The sequence below is a fragment of the Streptomyces sp. NPDC038280 genome (assembly GCF_055600045.1).
Genome location: NZ_JBVJYZ010000018.1, coordinates 1 through 14142, shown reverse-complemented (window position 1 = coordinate 14142; position 14142 = coordinate 1). Strand labels below are relative to the sequence as shown.

General features: G+C 70.6%; 13 protein-coding genes. 10 read left to right on the top strand and 3 right to left on the bottom strand.

Going from position 1 to position 14142, the window contains the following annotated elements; genetic code table 11:
* Positions 1–263: 263 nt before the first annotated feature.
* The gene (locus ACZ7J0_RS28040) at positions 264–1283 is read right to left on the bottom strand and encodes a C40 family peptidase (protein WP_470891921.1); all 1020 of its coding nucleotides are present in this window, start codon (positions 1281–1283) and stop codon (positions 264–266) included.
* A 371-nt stretch (positions 1284–1654) separates the two neighbouring features.
* Here ACZ7J0_RS28040 and ACZ7J0_RS28035 point away from each other — a divergent pair, with 371 nt between their 5' ends.
* The 6 genes from ACZ7J0_RS28035 (at position 1655) to ACZ7J0_RS28010 (ending at position 8816) form a co-directional block, all read left to right on the top strand.
* Positions 1655–1963 (top strand): hypothetical protein, encoded by a 309-nt coding sequence (locus tag ACZ7J0_RS28035; RefSeq protein ID WP_017945892.1) that lies wholly within the window; start codon positions 1655–1657, stop codon positions 1961–1963.
* Positions 1964–2101: 138 nt separating this feature from the next.
* Complete coding sequence (locus ACZ7J0_RS28030; RefSeq protein ID WP_470891919.1) at positions 2102–2911, top strand: DUF8175 domain-containg protein; 810 nt, start codon at positions 2102–2104, stop codon at positions 2909–2911.
* On the top strand, positions 2901–4265 hold the full coding sequence (locus tag ACZ7J0_RS28025; protein ID WP_470891917.1) for a hypothetical protein: 1365 nt from the start codon (positions 2901–2903) through the stop codon (positions 4263–4265). Before ACZ7J0_RS28030 ends, ACZ7J0_RS28025 begins: the two co-directional genes overlap by 11 nt.
* Entirely contained in the window at positions 4262–5815 is a 1554-nt protein-coding gene (locus ACZ7J0_RS28020; protein WP_470891915.1) for an SCO6880 family protein, read from the top strand. Before ACZ7J0_RS28025 ends, ACZ7J0_RS28020 begins: the two co-directional genes overlap by 4 nt.
* A 21-nt stretch (positions 5816–5836) precedes the next feature.
* Complete coding sequence (locus tag ACZ7J0_RS28015) at positions 5837–7231, top strand: ATP-binding protein (RefSeq protein WP_470891913.1); 1395 nt, start codon at positions 5837–5839, stop codon at positions 7229–7231.
* A 1-nt stretch (position 7232) separates the two neighbouring features.
* Positions 7233–8816, top strand: a complete 1584-nt coding sequence (locus ACZ7J0_RS28010; RefSeq protein WP_470891911.1) for a type IV secretory system conjugative DNA transfer family protein — start codon at positions 7233–7235, stop codon at positions 8814–8816.
* Between the two features lie 10 nt (positions 8817–8826).
* On the opposite strand, the gene ACZ7J0_RS28005 is transcribed toward ACZ7J0_RS28010, so the two are convergent.
* Together ACZ7J0_RS28005 and ACZ7J0_RS28000 are read right to left on the bottom strand one after the other, a co-directional pair.
* Entirely contained in the window at positions 8827–9267 is a 441-nt protein-coding gene (locus tag ACZ7J0_RS28005; RefSeq protein ID WP_470891909.1) for a hypothetical protein, read from the bottom strand.
* Positions 9268–9578: 311 nt separating this feature from the next.
* Complete coding sequence (locus ACZ7J0_RS28000; RefSeq protein WP_470891908.1) at positions 9579–10139, bottom strand: GNAT family N-acetyltransferase; 561 nt, start codon at positions 10137–10139, stop codon at positions 9579–9581.
* Positions 10140–10286: 147 nt separating this feature from the next.
* Between ACZ7J0_RS28000 and ACZ7J0_RS27995 the strand changes: the two genes are divergently transcribed.
* The 4 genes from ACZ7J0_RS27995 to ACZ7J0_RS27980 are packed head-to-tail and all read left to right on the top strand — an operon-like array spanning position 10287 to position 14058.
* Positions 10287–11210 (top strand): ATP-binding cassette domain-containing protein, encoded by a 924-nt coding sequence (locus ACZ7J0_RS27995; protein WP_470891906.1) that lies wholly within the window; start codon positions 10287–10289, stop codon positions 11208–11210.
* Complete coding sequence (locus ACZ7J0_RS27990) at positions 11207–12073, top strand: ABC transporter permease (protein WP_470891904.1); 867 nt, start codon at positions 11207–11209, stop codon at positions 12071–12073. Before ACZ7J0_RS27995 ends, ACZ7J0_RS27990 begins: the two co-directional genes overlap by 4 nt.
* A 24-nt stretch (positions 12074–12097) precedes the next feature.
* The gene (locus tag ACZ7J0_RS27985; RefSeq protein ID WP_470891902.1) at positions 12098–13396 is read left to right on the top strand and encodes a sensor histidine kinase; all 1299 of its coding nucleotides are present in this window, start codon (positions 12098–12100) and stop codon (positions 13394–13396) included.
* Positions 13393–14058, top strand: a complete 666-nt coding sequence (locus ACZ7J0_RS27980; protein ID WP_470891900.1) for a response regulator — start codon at positions 13393–13395, stop codon at positions 14056–14058. The genes ACZ7J0_RS27985 and ACZ7J0_RS27980 overlap by 4 nt, the downstream gene beginning before the upstream one ends.
* Positions 14059–14142 lie beyond the last annotated feature (84 nt).

The following is a 14142-nucleotide window of genomic DNA, read 5'->3' as shown; positions in this document are numbered from 1 at the left end:
GCGGCGGCGCACGTCCGTGTGCGCCGCGCTTCCAACCCCCGTGATCCGTGCGGTCAGAACTGCGCGGCCAGTCGCATGGTCATATGCGGCTGTCCCAGACCAGGGAACGACCCGCTCGAGGGGTACGTTCCACTCTCCACCGAACGATCACCATGACGTTATCGAAGAGTGACACATCGTCGCAGTTCAGGGCCTCGGCTCAACGAAGAGTTCCAGCCATCGCCGACGCCGCGTCAGATGGTCGTCGGGTGCCCGACCGGTCGTCAGACCCGGGGCCGCGCGGGGGGCAGGGCCGCCGCGCCGTCCTTGGTGACCCGGGTCGCCCCGAAGTAGTCCGGTGTGTCGATCTTGTCGAACCGGATGACGGCCCCGGTGTACGGCGCGTTGATCATGTAGCCCCCGCCGACGTAGAGCCCGACATGCCGGATCGCGCGCGAGTTCGTCAGATCGTCGGAGAAGAACACCAGATCGCCCGGGAGCAGCTCGTCACGGGACGGGTGCGGCCCCGCGTTGTACTGGTCGTTGGCGACACGCGGCAGCTCGATGTCCACGGTCCGGTACGCCGCCTGCGTCAGCCCCGAACAGTCGAACCGGCCACCCTGCTCCGGCGTCCCGTTGCCGCCCCACAGATAGGGCGTTCCGAGTTTCTTCTGCGCGAAGTAGATGGCCCCGGCCGCCTGCCGCGACGGCTCCACCCGTCCGATCGGCCGCGCGAAGCTCTTCTCCAGGGTCCTGATGATCCTGACGTAGTTCTGCGTCTCACTGATGCGCGGCACCCCGCCGGACTTGATGACCCGGTACGCCCCCGCGTTGTACGCGGCGAGCATGTTGTCCGTCGGATCGCCGGGCACCTTCCTCACGTACTGGGCGAGCTCGCAGTCGTACGAGGCGGCCGACGGAATCGCGTCGTTCGGGTCCCACACATCGCGGTCCCCGTCCTTGTCCCCGTCGATGCCGTGCCCGGCCCAGGTGCCGGGGATGAACTGGGCGATGCCCTGGGCGTTGGCCGGGCTGGTGATCTTCGGGTTCCAGCCGCTCTCCTGGTACAGCTGCGCGGCGAGCAGGGCGGGGTTGATGGCGGGGCAGAGATTCCCCCACCGCTGCACCAGCGCCTGGTACGCGGCCGGTACGGACCCCTTGGCCAGGCCCACGGACCCGTTCTTCCCGGTGCCCGCCCCGCCGATGAGGCCGGCGGCGGCGGAGTACGTACCGACGACGAGCAGCCCGACGAAGCTCAGGCAGACCCCGAAGGACACCGCGGCGACGAGCCAGGCCTTACGCACCGTCAACCACCCCTCGGGTCTTGGCAGTCCACCGCCCGTCAGTCTAGGTGTCGGAGCCCCTCATGAGGGGAGGTCGGCCGATTCGTGCCGGTCACCGGGCCGGAATGCGTGGGCGCGGCCCCAAGAGTGCAACAACGACAGTCATTGCCCGGAGTCACCCCCCGTGATACACAGAGTGACGATACGACTCCTCGCGCACCACCGGTCCGTCCGTCGCAGGTCAGCGCGGCCGGTTCGGTCAAATGTGCGGTGATCGGGTAAAGAGAGCCGCCAAGTCGGCATACTCGGACGGTTTCATCAGCGAAGATAGGGCGATGACCCATGCCATCAGGCAGGGGGCAACGAACTACCCAACAGGGGCGGTGAGTTACATGTACCTGGCGGCCGAAAAGGGCGACATCACCACCATCATCGGTGGAATCGCCCCGAACTGGGGGCCCTTCGGGAGCCTGGGGAACGAGGCCCGAGTGATGATCGAGGTCGTGATGGCCGTGGCCATCCTGCTCTGTCTCGGCATCGCGATCTGGGGAGCGGCCAAACAGCGCATCGGCGCGACCGCCCTCCGGGACACGTTCAGCGCCGAGCAGGGCAAGGGCCTGATCGTGGCCGGTCTGACCGGCGTCTTCATCATCGGGTCACTGGGGACGCTCTTCACCATCGTGTACGGGATGGCTGTCTAGCCGCCCCGCCAACCCCACTTTCCTCCCGTTCCCACGAGGTTGCGTCTCCCTGATGTCCAGTCACCACACCGCGCCCGCGCGGGAACCAGCACGGCTACCGTCGTATTACCTGCAATCGGTTGAGGGGGCGAACCCGTCATGAGCCTCGGCGACGAGAACGACGGCTTCGACGGCATGGGCGGCGCGGGCCAGACCCGTACGCGCCTCCCCGACGGCGGCACCGGCGACGTCTACGGCGACACCCGGCGCCCGGTCCGCGCGTCGCGGTCGCTGATCACGGTGGTGGGGGTGGTGGTGCTGCTGATCGCGGCCATCGCGTTCGCGAACCGCGACGGCGGGACGTCGGCCACACCCGAGCCCAACGCGAAGGGCGGCGGCGCGGCACCGACGGCGCCGACGGGCGTGAGACCGGTGGGGTCGGGGTTCGCACGGGACGAGCAGGGGGCGCAGAGCGCGGCGGCGAACTTCGCGGTCATGCTGGGCTCGGACGGCATGTTCAAGCGGGCCAGCCGCCACACGATCGTGGACACGCTCTACACGACCGCGGCGGCGGCGAAGCTGAAGGAGCATCAGGACCAGGCCTACTCGGCAGAACTTCTCAAGAAGCTGGGTCTGGACCCCGAGGGGAACCCTCCCAGTGGCAGCACCTTCGTCTCCCGGGTCATTCCCGTGGGAACCAAGGTCGAGGCCTTCTCCGGAAACACGGCCAAGGTCGCTGTCTGGTACACGGGACTGATCGGCATGTCAGGGACCGGTTCCACCGATCCTGTGCGCACCACGTGGAAGACCTGGACCTTCGACCTCCAGTGGGCCAACGGCGACTGGAAGATCACACAGGATGCGGAACGGGACGGCCCCGCTCCCGTACCCGGTGATGTCGCGGCATCCAGCGCCGACGAGATCAGCAAGGCAGTAGAGGATTTTGGAGGGTTCACCTATGCCCGGTAGTCCTCGCTCCCGCACCTATCCGGTCGTCGCGCTGCTGACAGGACTGCAGACCGCGGCCTTCCTGTTCGCCGCCCGCGCGACCGCCGCTCCCTCACCGACGCCCACCCCTTCTCCCAGTGACAGCAGTGATGTCTGCCGGTACCTGAGCGGCCACGCCAAGCGCTACTGCGAGCAGGGCCAGAACGGGAATCCGGGGACGGGAGGCGGGAACCCCGGGAGCCCGCTCGAGCAACTCGACCCCCTCTCCTCCCTCGCCCGCGGATGCGCCGACGCCGCCGTCTCCATCGTCGACACCCTCTCCAAAGCCGTGAGGGAGACCGCCGACGTCGACTTCACCAACCCCGCCTTCCTCGCCCGCTACGCCGTCGTCTTCGCCGCCGCCACCGTCCTCACCCTCCTCCTGTGGCTGCTCGCCGTCGCCAAGCGCGCCATCCGCGGCGTACCCCTGACCACCGCGCTGTCCGAGGCCATCGGTTTCCTCTGGCTCACCGTTCTCGCCTCGGCCTTCACCCCGCTGATCCTCTACACCGTCGTCTCCGCCACCGACGCCGTCACCGAGGTCATCGCCTCCGGCACCGGCAAACAGACCGACGTCTTCTTCGGGTCCTTCAAGGAGGCCCTGCAGAAGGGCGACTCCATCGGTGGCGGGCCCATCATGCTGATCATCGTGTCGCTGGTGACCGTGCTCGCCGCCGGTGTGCTCTATCTGGAGCTCTTCCTGAGGGCCGTCCTGCTCTACGTCGGCGCCCTCCTCGGCGTCGTCGTCTACGCCGGGCTCGTCGACAAAAACATGTGGGGCCACGTCCGCCGCTGGGCCGGGATCATGATCGCCGTCATTCTGGTGAAACCGGTGATCGTGATCGTCCTGGGCCTCGCCGGGGCACTCGCCTCCGACGACGGACCGAACTCCTTCTCCGCCGTCGTCTCCGGCCTCGCCATCATCCTGCTCGCCATCTTCGCGTCCGCGATGATCTACCGCTTCGTACCCGGCTTCGGCGACGAGATCATCGCCTCCCGCAACAACCGCCTCCACCAGGGCGGGGAGAACGCGGCCGCCGCCGTCATCTCCTCCCCGGCCGCCCTCGTCTCGCAGGGCATCAAGACCCACAGCAGCCGCGGCCCCCAGGGCGACGGGGGCAGCGGTGGCGGAGGCGCCCGTCCCGTCAACCCGCTGGCCGGGGGCGTGGCGGCGCACAGCTCCCGGACGGCGACGTCCGGAGGCGGGGCCGGCGGCGGAACTGTCCCCTCCGCCGCACCCCCGCCCCGTAGCGGCAGCTCCGCCGTGGGCACCCCGCACAGCAACCGCAAGAGCACCGGCACAGGTACAGGAAGCACAGGAGGTGGAGGGCGTTGACGACCCAGTCCCAGCCGATCACGCCCCGTCGTACGTATCTCATCGGCCGCGCCCGGCCGAACGCGATCGTCGGCAAGAACCGCGAGACCGGCGAGATCGCACTGATCATCGCCGGCGCGTTCCTCGGCATGATGAGCGGGCTGCTGGTCCCCGTCCTGTCCGCGCGGATCGTGCTGCTCATGGGGTTCCCGCTGCTCGCGCTGGCCGCCGTGTACGTCCCGTACAAGCACCGGACCTTCTACAAGTGGTTCGAGATCAACCGCAGTTACAAGCGGACGCTCAAGCGGGGCACCGCCTACCGCTCCGGCTCCGCGGAGGCGGGCACCCGGATCGACGGCCGCGAGGTCGAGGTCGGCCCGCCGCCCGGCATCGGCCGCATCGGCTGGCTCGCCGCGCCCTTCGGCCCCGACGAGATCGCCGTACTGCTCCACGCCGACCGCAGGACGGTCACCGCGGCCATCGAGATCGAGGGCCCGGGCGTCGGACTGCGCGACAGCGAGGACCAAGAAGCCCTGGTGGACCGTTTCGGCACCCTCCTCAAGCACGTCGCCAACGGAGACGGCTTCGTCACCCGCCTCCAGATGCTGGCCCGTACCCTCCCCGCCGACCCCGACGCTCACGCCAAGGACGTCGCCCAGCGCGGCGACCACAACGCCCCCGGCTGGCTCCAGGACTCGTACGACCAGCTCCAGTCGATGGTGTCCACCTCCAGCGAGCAGCACCGCGCCTACCTCGTCGCCTGCATGCACTACAGCCGCGAGCTCGCCGCCGAGGGCCAGGCCATGGCACGCGCCGCCGCTCAGGCCGCCGGCCGCAGGAAACTCGACAAGGACGCCGGGCTCGCCGTCGTCATGGCCCGCGAACTCACCGACATCTGCGCCCGCCTCGCCGAGGCCGACATCCGCGTCCGCCAGCCCCTCGGCCAGAGCCGGCTCGCGTCCCTGGTGCACTCCATGTACGACCCGGACCACCCCATCGACCACATCCAGGCCATGACCAAGCGCAACGCCTGGCCCGCCGAACTCGACGCCATGGAGCCCACGTACCTCCAGGCCAAGACCCGTGAGTCGTCGACCCGCGCGCCCTGGTGCCACGCCACCGCGTGGGTCAAGGAGTGGCCGATGACGCCCGTCGGCGTCAACTTCCTCGCCCCGCTGCTCGTCCACACCCCCGATGTGATCCGCACGGTCGCCGTCACCATGGACCTGGAGCCCACCGAGGTCGCCATCGAGCGGATGCTGACCGAGAAGACCAACGACGAGGCCGACGCCTCACGGGCGGCGAAGATGAACCGCACCGTCGACCCCCGCGACATCGCCGCCCACGGCCGGCTCGACCAGCGGGGTGAAGATCTCGCCAGCGGCGCGGCAGGCGTCAATCTTGTCGGGTACATCACTGTGTCGTCGCGTTCGCCCGAGGCCCTGGCCAGGGACAAGCGGACGATCAGGGCCTCGGCCGGCAAGTCGTATCTGAAGCTGGAGTGGTGCGACCGCGAGCACCACCGGGCCTTTGTGAACACCTTGCCGTTCGCGACCGGCATCCGCCGATAGCGCTGATAGGGGCCCTGACTGATGCGAGATCCGCTGTCCCTCCTCACCGAAGCCTTCACCTCCCTCCTCTTCGGCAAGGTGGAGACCACCCGGCTGCCCGTAAGGACGTCGACCGGCCAGGCGCAGGCCGTCTACCTGCCGACCGCCGCGCCCGGCCTCGGCGACTCCGGCGTGATCATCGGCCGGGAGGTCTACAGCGGCAAGGGATACATCTACGACCCGTTCCAGCTGTACGGACAGCAGCTCCCCGCCCCGCACTGGCTGGTACTCGGCGAGTCCGGCAACGGCAAGTCCGCGCTGGAGAAGACGTACGTCCTGCGGCAGTTGCGGTTCAAGGACCGACAGGTCGTCGTCCTCGACGCACAGGGCGAGGACGGCGTCGGCGAATGGAACCTCATCGCCCAAGAGCTGGGAATAACCCCCATCCGGCTCGACCCGATGGTCGCCGTCGACGACGGGATCCGGCTCAATCCGCTGGATCCCGCCATCACGGCGACCGGCCAGCTCGCGCTGCTGCGCACCATCATCGAGGTCGCGATGGGCCACGGCCTCGACGAGCGGGCCGGCTTCGCGCTCAAGGTCGCCCACGCCTACGTCGTCCAGACGATCACCGACCGCCAGCCGGTGCTGACCGACATCGTCGAGCAACTGCGCCACCCGGAGGCGGACTCGGCCGAGGCGATGAACGTCGACATAGACGATGTACGGGCCTGGGGCCTGGACGTGGCGCTGGTGCTCGACCGGCTGGTCGACGGTGACCTGCGGGGCATGTTCGACGGTCCGACGACCGTCGGCATCGACCTTGACGCGCCGCTGATCGTCTTCGACCTCTCCCACATCGACCGTAACTCGATCGCCATGCCGATCCTGATGGCGATCGTGGGCGTATGGCTGGAGCACACCTGGATCCGCCCCGACCGCAAGAAGCGCATCTTCCTCGTGGAGGAGGCGTGGCACATCATCAACTCGCCCTTCGTGGCCCAGCTCTTCCAGCGGCTGCTGAAGTTCGGCCGGCGGCTCGGTCTGTCCTTCGTCGCGGTCGTCCACCATCTCTCCGACGTGGTCGACGGGGCCGCGGCGCGGGAGGCCGCCGCGATCCTGAAAATGGCCTCGACCAGAACGATCTACGCCCAGAAGGCGGACGAGGCACGGGCGACGGGCCGGGTCCTCGGCCTGCCTCGCTGGGCGGTCGAGATCATTCCGACGCTGACACCCGGTATCGCGGTATGGGACGTCAACGGCAATGTCCAGGTCGTCAAACACCTCATCACCGAGACGGAACGGCCTTTGGTCTACACCGACCGCGCGATGACCGAGTCCTCGCTTCCGGACCTCCCGGAGGAACTCCAGGCCGCGGAGTGGGAGGCGGAGCAGCGCGCCTCCCTGAGCGAGTCGTCCGAATCGACGGTGGCGTGACATGCCGCCGGCGCAGCCCCGAGAGGAACGCGGGATCCCGGACGGCCTGTTGGTGGGGCTCCTGGGGTTTCTGCTCGGCCTGACGGTCATGGTGTGGACGGCCACGGGCCTGGCGGGACTCTTCTCGCACGGCGCGTGGCCGCGGGGCGTGACCTTCGCCCACACACCCTCCGCGATGCGCGGCCTGCTCTCCAAGCCGCACGACCTGGCGGCCGCCTGGCCCGCCACACCACCGGGGCAGCTCTCCGGATACGGGCTGTTCTGGGGCCTGTTCCTCGGCGAGCTGATGGTGCTGGTGGTCCTGACCGTGTTCGTCCTGGGGACGGTGGCGCGCTGGCGGGCGGTACGGGCGGCGCGCGAGGCCCGCTCGTACGGCACGAAGTACGACGCCGGGGACGGCAGGGAACACGGGCGGGAGCACGGTACGGGCTACGAGCAGGACTACGTGTCGCAGTACGGGGCGGAGGACGGCGCCGGGAGACGGCCGAAGGCGCCGGCACCGGTCCCCGTCCGGGCGTCCGCGTCCGTACCCCCGCAGCCGCAACCGCAGCCACAACCGGTCCATGAGGCGGAGCCCACGGCGATGCCGGTGCCGGTACTGGGACCGGTGCCTGAACCCGTCCCCTCTCCCGTGCCGACCCCCGTCGTCCCCTCCCCCCGTGGCGCCCGCCTCTTCTACGGCGACTCCGCCACCCGCCGCCCCGCCGCCCTCCAGGCCATCCGCGACGCCGAGGGAGCCGCCCTCGTCGTCACCTCCGACACGACCCTGTGGTCCGAGACGAAGGACGCCCGGGCCAAGCTCGGTCCCGTCCTCGTCTACGACCCCGGCCACCTCTGCGACACCCCCGCCCGGCTCCACTGGTCACCCGCCGCCGGCTGCGAGGACCCCGCCACCGCCGAGGCCCGCGCCGCCGCGCTGCTGGCCCCCGTGCGGCCCCACGCCCGCCTCGACGCGGCCGTCGCCGACACCGCCGAAACGCTCCTGCGCTGCTGGCTGCACGCCGCCGCGGTGGACGCCCGGCCGTTCAAGCAGGTCCATCGCTGGGCCCAGGGCGGAGCGGCCCACGAACCCGTACGGGTCCTGCGTACCCACCCCAAGGCCGCCGGTGGCCAGGCCGGGCTCCTGGAGTCCGCGCTCACCGCACATCCCGAACGGCGGGAGATGGCCCAGGAACTGACCGCGCGGGCGCTGTCCGCGCTGTCGTCCATCCACATCCGCGACGCCTGCACTCCGAATCGAACTGATTCGCTGACGCTGGAATCTTTCATCGACGAGGGGGGCACTCTTTATGTGGTGGGTGAAGCCATCGAGGACCCCCGCACCCACCCCGGCGCGATGCCCCTGCTCACGGCACTCGCCTCCAGCGTGGTCGAGCACGGCCGCCGCATGGCCGCACGGTCATCCGACGGTCGGCTCGACCCACCACTGACGCTCGTTCTCGACGACATCGCCGCCGTGGCCCCACTGCCCCGGCTCCCGGAGCTGCTGACCAGCGGCGACGACCAGGGTCTGCCCGCCCTGGCCCTCCTCCGCTCCCAGGAACAGGGCCGCGCACGCTGGCCGGAGCCCCTGCCCCACAACTGACCCTAGGACCCTAGGACCCGAGCAGTCGGGCCAGATGGGCATCGCGCTCGTAGACCTCGGGGGCGTACGCGCGCAGAGCGGCGTCCAACGCCGTGAGCTCCGTACGCGCCACCCGCGGGTCGGTGAACGGCAACGCGACCGCGGCGGCGTCCGCCCGCCCCTCCAGCCGGAAGGGCACCGGGACGCTCACCCCGGACCCGTCCCGCAGGTACAAGGAGACCAGCCAGATCAGGTTCGACGCCGAGGCATCCCGCAATTCCACGGTGACCCGTTCGAGCTGGTGCCAGGAGAGCTGCCACTCATGCGTCCAGAAGCGGCAGGTCAGCCCCCAGTCCCTCACCCCGACCACGTTCGCCACGGAGTTCTCCCGCCTGACCACGGCGATGGCGCCGCCGATCAGCAGGGCCACGCCCAGCACGGCCAGGCCGAGTAGGCCCTCGCTGAGTCCCACGCCGCCCCCCCGATGCCCCCGACGACGGCCATCCCCCGGGCCCCGGGGGGACCTTCGCGTGTACGCGCACCCGCACATCCACCGGGCGGGTTCCGCCAGGTCCGGCGCGTCGATGTAGTCGCTGGCGACCCACGGGGCCGGCGCGTCCGGGTCGGCGTCCACGATGGTCCTCCGCCGCCAGCTGCTCCACCGCGAAACCCCCGACCCTCGAGCCCCGTAGTCGATCTCGTCCGAGTGAAGCAGGGCGGCGGCCCCCGGCACCACCCCTCCGCCCGGAAGCGCGTTCGGGGCAGCCCGGGCGTGGCAGGCCCCTACGCGGCCGGCCGCCGGATCTCGTACTCCAGCTCACGCGCCGCGCCGTCCCCCGGCACCGCGACCGACTTCCCCGTCGGCTCGAACCCGAACCGCCGGTAGAACGCCGACGCCCGCGGATTGTTCTCGTGGACGTACAGCCGCACCCGCTGGATCAGCGGCTCGGGCAGCGACCAGGACCACTCCACGGCCGCGCGGAACAGCTCCTGCGTCAGCCCGGTACCCCGCGCCTCCGGCCGGACGTACACGCCCACCAGATGGGTCTGGTCGACCGTCGCCGCCTCACCGAACCTCACCTCCGCGTCCGGCCGCTCGACGAGCACCGTCACCGTCCCCGACCAACTCCCGTCCGGCGCCTCGGCGATGAACTGCCGGATGTCCGGACTGCCTTCGGCCGCGCCCTCGGCCCGCTCCTGCCAGAACGCGTCGGGCCGGGCCACGGCCAGCTCATAGGTGTCCAGGAAGGCGACGGGCGCGGCGGGGTCCCGCAGGGCGGTCAGCCTGATATCGCGGGTCTGCACCCACTCGTCGGCGCGGATGGGCCGTATGACGTGTTCCATTCCCCGATCCTGACGAAAGGGCCCCGCGGAGGCAACATGATTCCCGCCTCCCCCGGGGTCGCGGTCGTACCCCGGTACTACGCACTCGTTCACGCTCCCGCCCCTGGTCGGACGCTCCGCCACCGCCCGCTCCGTAGCGTCGACAACATGATCCGCGCATACGAACTCACCAAGCGGTACGGGGACAAGACCGTCGTCCAGGACCTCGACTTCACGGTCCACCCGGGCACCGTCACCGGCTTCCTCGGCCCCAACGGCGCCGGCAAGTCGACGACGATGCGCATGCTCCTCGGCCTGGACGCACCCACCCGCGGCCGCTCCACCATCGGCGGCCGCGCCTACGCCACCCACCCGGCGCCGCTCACCGAGGTCGGCGCCCTGCTGGAGGCCCGCTCTGTCCACCCCGGCCGCTCCGCCTTCAACCATCTGATGGCCCTCGCCCACACGCACGGCATCCCGCGGTCCCGCGTGGACCACGTCCTCGGCCTGACCGGCCTGACCGACGTCGCCCACCGCCGCGTGAAGGGCTTCTCCCTCGGCATGGGCCAGCGCCTCGGCATCGCCGCCGCCCTCCTCGGCGACCCGGCCACGGTCATCCTCGACGAACCGGTCAACGGCCTGGACCCGGAGGGCGTGTTGTGGATCCGTACCCTCCTGACCTCCCTGGCCGCCGAAGGCCGTACGGTCCTCGTCTCCTCGCACCTGATGAGCGAAATGGCACTGACCGCCGACCACCTGGTCATCATCGGCCGGGGCCGGCTCCTCGCCGACACGACCGTCTCGGCCCTCGTACGGGAGGCGGGCGGCTCCTCCGTCAAGGTCGTCACCCCGGAGGCGGACCGCCTGCGCACCCTCCTGCCCGGCGCCCGGATCACCCCGGAGAGCGCCGACACGCTCCGGGTCACCGGCGCGGACGCCGCGCACATCGGCCGCACCGCCGCCGCCCACGCCATCCCTCTGTACGAACTCACCCCGCAGACCGCCTCCCTGGAACAGGCCTTCATGGACCTCACCCATGACGCCGTCGAATACCAGGCCACCACCGACACCCTGACCGGAGCCCCGGCATGACCACCACGACCAGCACCTCCGCCAAGTCCCCCGCGTCCACCACGTCCACCACGTCCACCACGTCCACCACGGGCGATGCTTCCGCCGTCCCCGCCGCCCCCTACCGCGTCACGCCCACCCGCGTCCTGCGCTCCGAGTGGCACAAACTGCGGTCCCTGCGCTCAACCTGGATCACTCTGCTGTCGTCGGCCGCCCTGACCCTCGGCATCGGCATCGTCATGGGCACCACGTACACCTCCGGCGGCGGCGACTCCGACGTCGACACCGTCGTCCTCGTCCTCTACGGCTCCATGCTCGGCCAGCTCTGCCTGATCGTCCTCGGCATCCTCGTCACCGCCGGTGAGTACTCGACCGGCATGATCCGCGCCTCACTCACAGCCGTCCCGCGCCGCACCCCGGTCCTGTGGGCGAAGGCGGCGGTGTTCACGGCGTCCGTCTTCACGGTCTCGATGACGACCGCCCTGACCACCTTCCTGGTCGCCCAGATCTTCCTCTCCGGTACCGACCAGGAGGCCGCCCTCACCGACCCGGGCATCCTCGGCGCGATCGCCGGCAACGCCGCCGGTGTCACCCTGCTCAGCCTGCTCGGCCTCGGCCTCGGCGCGCTGCTGCGCTCCGTGCCCGGCGCCATCGGTGCCTTCATCGGCTGCGTCATGATCCTCCCGGAGATCCTAGGGATGCTCCCCTACGACGCCGTGGAGACCGCCGTCCGGTACTTCCCGACCCAGGCGGCCGGAGCCCTCGGCGCCGCCGACCCCCTCCCCGGAGCAGCCGCCGCCGGACCGGCGCTCCTCGCCCTGTGCCTCTGGGCGGCGGCCGCCCTCGCCGTACCGCTCTTTCTTCTCAAGCGCCGGGACGTGTGACGCACGGACGGCGAGGATGATCACGTGACCACCGAGAGGAACGCGAGCGGTGAGGGTGGGGGCGCCCCGGACCAGGACTGGTCCGAGGGCGCCCCGCCCCTCAGCCAGTACATCCAGCGCGGGGCGCAGCGCGTACGCGCCTTCGACCGGCGCCACCCCTGGGGCTGGGACGCGGTGTTGACCCTCTTCTGGCTCGTCGCCGTCCTCGTGGACGCGAACGGAGGCTGGCGATACAACGCGCGCGACGCCGACGTGCCGGTGTGGCTGGTCGTCGCCATGAGCCTGGGGTTCGCACTCCCACTGCTGTGGCGGCGGCGGCACCCGCTGCCCGTCCTCGTCGTGATGACGGCCGTCGCCGTCCTCAACTCCTGGTCGGGCGCCCTCCTCCAAGCCGCCTTCCTCCAGCTCGTCGTCGTCTTCAACGTCGCCCTTCGCCTGCCCCTGCGCACACTCACCTGGACGTGCGCCCTGATCGCGCCACCGCTGATCGTGGGCGCCGCCCGCTACCCACGGGGCAGTTGGGACCAGCAGATCGTCCCCACCTTGTGGGCGTACGCGATGGTCGCCCTGCTCGGCATCGCGGTCCGCACCCGGCAGGACTACACCGCCGCGCTGGTCGAGCGTGCCCGCCGGCTGGAGGTCGAACGCGACCAGCAGGCCCAGCTCGCCGCCGCCGCCGAACGGACCCGCATCGCCCGGGAGATGCACGACATCATCGGTCACAACCTCTCCGTCATCACCGGCCTGGCAGACGGGGGCGCCTACGCGGCGGCCAAGAGCCCGGAGCGCGCGGCCCAGGCCCTGACAGCCATTGGCACGACCAGCCGCCAAGCCCTCGCGGAACTGCGTCGCCTGCTGGGCGTGTTGCGGGACCAGCCGGCCGAAGCCGCCCGGGCCCCCCAGCCGACGCTCGCCGACCTCGACGCTCTTGTCGAGGCGGTACGGACGGCAGGCCTGCCCGTACGCGCCCTCTTCCCCGCCCCCGTACCTCCCCTGTCGGCCGGCCGCCAGCTGACCGTCTACCGAGTCGTGCAGGAGGCCCTGACGAACACGCTGAAGCACGGGGGCCCGCACGCGACGGCCGATGTCCGGCTCACCTACGGAAGTGAGGTGGGGGAACGGGAGTTGGAGGCAGTGGTGACCGACACGGGCAGGGGCGTGGAACCTCGCACAAGCCCCGTCGCCGATGACGCCCCCGGTCAGGGACTTGCGGGAATGCGGGAGCGAGCTGCCCTCTACGACGGCACACTCGAAGCCGGCCCCCTCGCGACCGGCGGCTGGCGCGTACGACTCCGACTCCCCCTGGAGGACTCCCCCTCGTGACCACTGTGCTCATCGCGGACGACCAACCGATGCAGCGCTTCGGCTTCCGCATGCTGCTGGAGAGCCAGGACGACATGACGGTCGTCGGTGAGGCGTCGAACGGCACCGAGGCCATCCGCATGGTCGCCCAACACCGCCCGGATGTCGCCCTGATGGACATCCGGATGCCCGGCCTGGACGGCATCGAGGCCACCCGCCGCATCATCGCCGCGGGCGCTCGGACCCGAATCCTCATCGTCACGACCTTCGACCTCGACGAGTACGCCTACGAGGGGCTGCGCGCCGGCGCCAGCGGCTTCCTGATCAAGGACGCCCTGCCGGAGGAGCTCCTCTCGGGCGTCCGGGCCGTCGCGAGCGGCGACGCCGTCGTCGCCCCGAGCCTCACCCGCCGGCTCCTCGACGCGTACGTCCACCACCTGCCCGCCTCCCCGGGCGGCCCGCCACACCTGGACGACCGGATCGCCGCCCTCACCGAGCGGGAGAGGGAGATCCTCACGGTCATCGGTCAGGGCTGGACGAACACGGAGATCGGGCAACGGCTCCACCTCGCCGAATCGACGGTGAAGACGCATGTCAGCCGCATTCTGGCGAAGACGGGAGCGAGGGACCGGGTCCAGGCGGTCATCCTGGCGTACGACACGCAATTGGTGACCCCGGCCTGATGCTCGGGCTGGAGGGGGAGGGGCCTTTGCAGAACGGGTCCTGAACGCAGAAAAGCCCCGCACCATAAGGTGCGGGGCTTTCCC

Excerpts from the sequence above, each read along its gene's own strand:
- ACZ7J0_RS28000 (WP_470891908.1), bottom strand. The coding sequence starts at position 10,139 with ATGGAACACGTCATACGGCCCATCCGCGCCGACGAGTGGGTGCAGACC.
- ACZ7J0_RS27995 (WP_470891906.1), top strand. The coding sequence starts at position 10,287 with ATGATCCGCGCATACGAACTCACCAAGCGGTACGGGGACAAGACCGTC.
- ACZ7J0_RS28030 (WP_470891919.1), top strand. The coding sequence starts at position 2,102 with ATGAGCCTCGGCGACGAGAACGACGGCTTCGACGGCATGGGCGGCGCG.
- ACZ7J0_RS28035 (WP_017945892.1), top strand. The coding sequence starts at position 1,655 with ATGTACCTGGCGGCCGAAAAGGGCGACATCACCACCATCATCGGTGGA.
- ACZ7J0_RS27990 (WP_470891904.1), top strand. The coding sequence starts at position 11,207 with ATGACCACCACGACCAGCACCTCCGCCAAGTCCCCCGCGTCCACCACG.
- ACZ7J0_RS28010 (WP_470891911.1), top strand. The coding sequence starts at position 7,233 with ATGCCGCCGGCGCAGCCCCGAGAGGAACGCGGGATCCCGGACGGCCTG.
- ACZ7J0_RS28025 (WP_470891917.1), top strand. The coding sequence starts at position 2,901 with ATGCCCGGTAGTCCTCGCTCCCGCACCTATCCGGTCGTCGCGCTGCTG.
- ACZ7J0_RS28015 (WP_470891913.1), top strand. The coding sequence starts at position 5,837 with ATGCGAGATCCGCTGTCCCTCCTCACCGAAGCCTTCACCTCCCTCCTC.